At 72.8% G+C, this 2,762-nt stretch carries 4 protein-coding genes; 2 read left to right on the top strand and 2 right to left on the bottom strand.

Translation table 11 applies throughout. The features are described 5' to 3' along the window. Nucleotides 1-37: 37 nt before the first annotated feature. Nucleotides 38-340 (bottom strand): GroES family chaperonin, encoded by a 303-nt coding sequence (locus tag FNQ90_RS18860; RefSeq protein WP_143623380.1) that lies wholly within the window; start codon nt 338-340, stop codon nt 38-40. A gap of 90 nt (nt 341-430) precedes the next feature. Further along, entirely contained in the window at nt 431-841 is a 411-nt protein-coding gene (locus FNQ90_RS18855; protein ID WP_323380067.1) for a DUF3618 domain-containing protein, read from the bottom strand. A 228-nt stretch (nt 842-1,069) separates the two neighbouring features. On the opposite strand from FNQ90_RS18855, the gene bcp reads away from it, so the two are divergent. Together bcp and FNQ90_RS18845 are read left to right on the top strand one after the other, a co-directional pair. Further along, nucleotides 1,070-1,537, top strand: a complete 468-nt coding sequence (gene bcp, locus FNQ90_RS18850) for a thioredoxin-dependent thiol peroxidase (protein WP_182607453.1) — start codon at nt 1,070-1,072, stop codon at nt 1,535-1,537. Between the two features lie 228 nt (nt 1,538-1,765). Further along, nucleotides 1,766-2,545: an HAD-IIA family hydrolase gene (locus FNQ90_RS18845; protein WP_143623374.1), complete on the top strand. Its 780-nt coding sequence runs from the start codon at nt 1,766-1,768 to the stop codon at nt 2,543-2,545. The last annotated feature ends 217 nt before the right edge of the window (nt 2,546-2,762 follow it).

Raw genomic sequence — 2,762 nt, 5'->3', positions numbered from 1 at the left:
GGTCACGGGCGGGGCGAACGCCCCGGGGCCGGGGCCTTCAGAGGTACAGGCCGGTGGAGTCCTCGGAGCCCTGCAGACGCTCGGCCGCCACGGCGTGCAGGTCGCGTTCGCGCATCAGCACGTAGGCGATGCCGCGCACCTCCACCTCGGCCCGGTCCTCCGGGTCGTACAGCACGCGGTCACCCGGCTCGACCGTGCGGACGTTCTGGCCCACGGCGACGACCTCGGCCCAGTCCAGTCGGCGCCCGACGGCGGCCGTGGCCGGGATGACGATGCCCCCGCTGGAGCGGCGCTCGCCCTGGCCGGTGTCGGTGCGCACCAGCACGCGGTCGTGCAGCATCCGGATCGGAAGCTTGTCGTGGTTCGGGTCGGGAGATGGGGTGCTCACGACACGACCGTATCCCAACGGCCCCGGGGACGGCGCCGGTGGTCACCGACGGCGGCGCCGGGCTCCGAGCACCAGCAGGCCGACCACCCCGACCGCCACCAGGGCGATGGGGATCAGCCGCTCCGGACGCGGCGAACCGTCGCGCGTCATCAGGCCGGTGCGGGCTCCGGAGACGGTGCGGTTGACGGCGATGTACGCCTGTCCCGCACGACGGTCCACCACCGACAGCGCACGGGTGCGGACGTCGCCCACGATGGTCTTGGGATGCACCCGCACCGCCAACTCGTCGAGGGTGTCGGCGAGCACGGCCCGCCGGTGGCGGATGCGGGCCTCGATCTCCTCCGGTCCCTCCGCCTTCGCCTTCGACTCCTTCGCCTTGGGCTTCTCCACCTCGTACCGGCTGCTGCCGCCGCTCTTCCCGTCCTGGTGATCCGGACGACTGGACTCGGGCACCGCTCCGCCTCCGTGGTCGATTCTCATCGTGGTCCGGGCCCGGGGCCCGTCGTGCACAGTCTGTCAGCTTCCTGCCCCCGCCGCCGCCCGCCATTCCGCCCCGGGGCGGGCCGGCCGGGCACGAGGGGTTCCGGCGCTAGCGTGCCCGGGCCTCCGGAACCGGCACGCCCGGGTGGGTAGGCTCGGTCCCGGGGCCCTCCCCACCGTCGTTCGAGAGAGGAACCACCGATGAGCGAACGCCTGCGGCCGGGTGACACCGCCCCCGCCTTCACCCTGCCCGACGCCGACGGGAAGTCGGTCTCGCTGGCGGACCACGCGGGGCGGAAGGTGATCGTCTACTTCTACCCGGCCGCGATGACCCCGGGGTGCACCAAGCAGGCGTGCGACTTCACCGACAACCTGCGGCTGTTGGCCGACGCCGGGTACGACGTGGTGGGCATCTCCCCCGACAAGTCGGAGAAGCTGGCGCGGTTCCGCGAGAAGGAGGAGCTGGGCATCACCCTCCTCGGCGATCCGGAGAAGGAGGTGCTGACCGCCTACGGCGCCTTCGGGGAGAAGACCATGTACGGCCGCACCGTCACCGGCGTCATCCGCTCCACGGTGATCGTGGACGCGGAGGGGAAGGTGGAGCGGGCGCTCTACAACGTCCGGGCGACCGGCCACGTGGCGAAGCTGATCCGCGACCTGGGTCTGTGACCCCCCGGAGCGGGTAGCCGGGGAACGAGTGGTCGGCGGGGCCGGCGGTTCACCCCGCCCGGCCGTCCACGGGCCGGTCGGCCGGGGAGCGATTCCCGGCCCCGCTATTAGGCTGTTCGACGCGGCGCGACCGGCCCCCGGCGGGGTCCGGCACCGGTCCCCGCGACCGGTCGGCCGTCCCCACCGGCCCCGCCCGTCCGTTTCCCCAGCACGGCAGGAGTTCCCACGGTGTCCGAGCGCAAGCCGATCGAGTCCTGGCTGACCGACATGGACGGCGTCCTCATCCACGAGGGGGTGCCGATCCCCGGTGCCGACCGTTTCCTGAAGCGGTTGCGGGAGTCCGGCAAACCGTTCCTGGTGCTGACCAACAACTCGATCTACACGCCGCGCGATCTGCACGCCCGCCTCCAGCGGATGGGGCTGGACGTGCCGGTGGACAACATCTGGACCTCCGCGCTGGCCACCGCGAAGTTCCTCTCCGACCAGCGGCCGGGCGGCACCGCGTACGTGATCGGTGAGGCCGGGCTGACCACCGCCCTGCACGACATCGGCTACATCCTCACCGACACCGCCCCGGACTACGTGGTGCTGGGCGAGACCCGCACCTACTCCTTCGAGGCGCTCACGAAGGCGATCCGGCTGATCAACGCGGGGGCGCGGTTCATCGCCACCAACCCCGACGAGACCGGACCCTCCGCCGAGGGGGCGCTGCCCGCGACCGGTTCGGTGGCGGCCCTGATCACCAAGGCGACCGGGCGCGAGCCGTACTTCGTCGGCAAGCCCAACCCGCTGATGATGCGGGCGGGGCTGAACGCCATCGGGGCGCACTCGGAGTCCAGCGCGATGATCGGCGACCGCATGGACACCGACGTGCTGGCCGGCCTGGAGGCCGGCATGGAGACCTTCCTGGTGCTGACCGGGCTGACCGGTCCCGAGGAGGTGGAGCGGTACCCGTTCCGTCCCTCCACGGTGGCGGACTCCATCGCGGATCTGGTCGACCGGATCTGAGCCGCCGGGGTGCCGCCGGGGCGACGGACCCGCTCGCCCCGGGGTTCACCGCAACGGCCCGGGCCGGCCCACCGGACGGACGAACCGCGCGGCGCTGCGGATGCGCCGGCGGTCCGGGCGGGTGACGGTCGGGGGGACCGGTTCCGGAGGTTCCGGCAGGTCCCGGAGGTTCAGTCATGGGCACCCCGCTCACGTCCCCCACGTCCCCGTCCGATCC

Source organism: Streptomyces alkaliphilus (assembly GCF_014141535.1).
Taxonomy (GTDB): domain Bacteria; phylum Actinomycetota; class Actinomycetes; order Streptomycetales; family Streptomycetaceae; genus Streptomyces; species Streptomyces alkaliphilus.
Note: the sequence above shows the minus strand (reverse complement) of the source record. Positions and strands in the feature narration are given on the sequence as shown.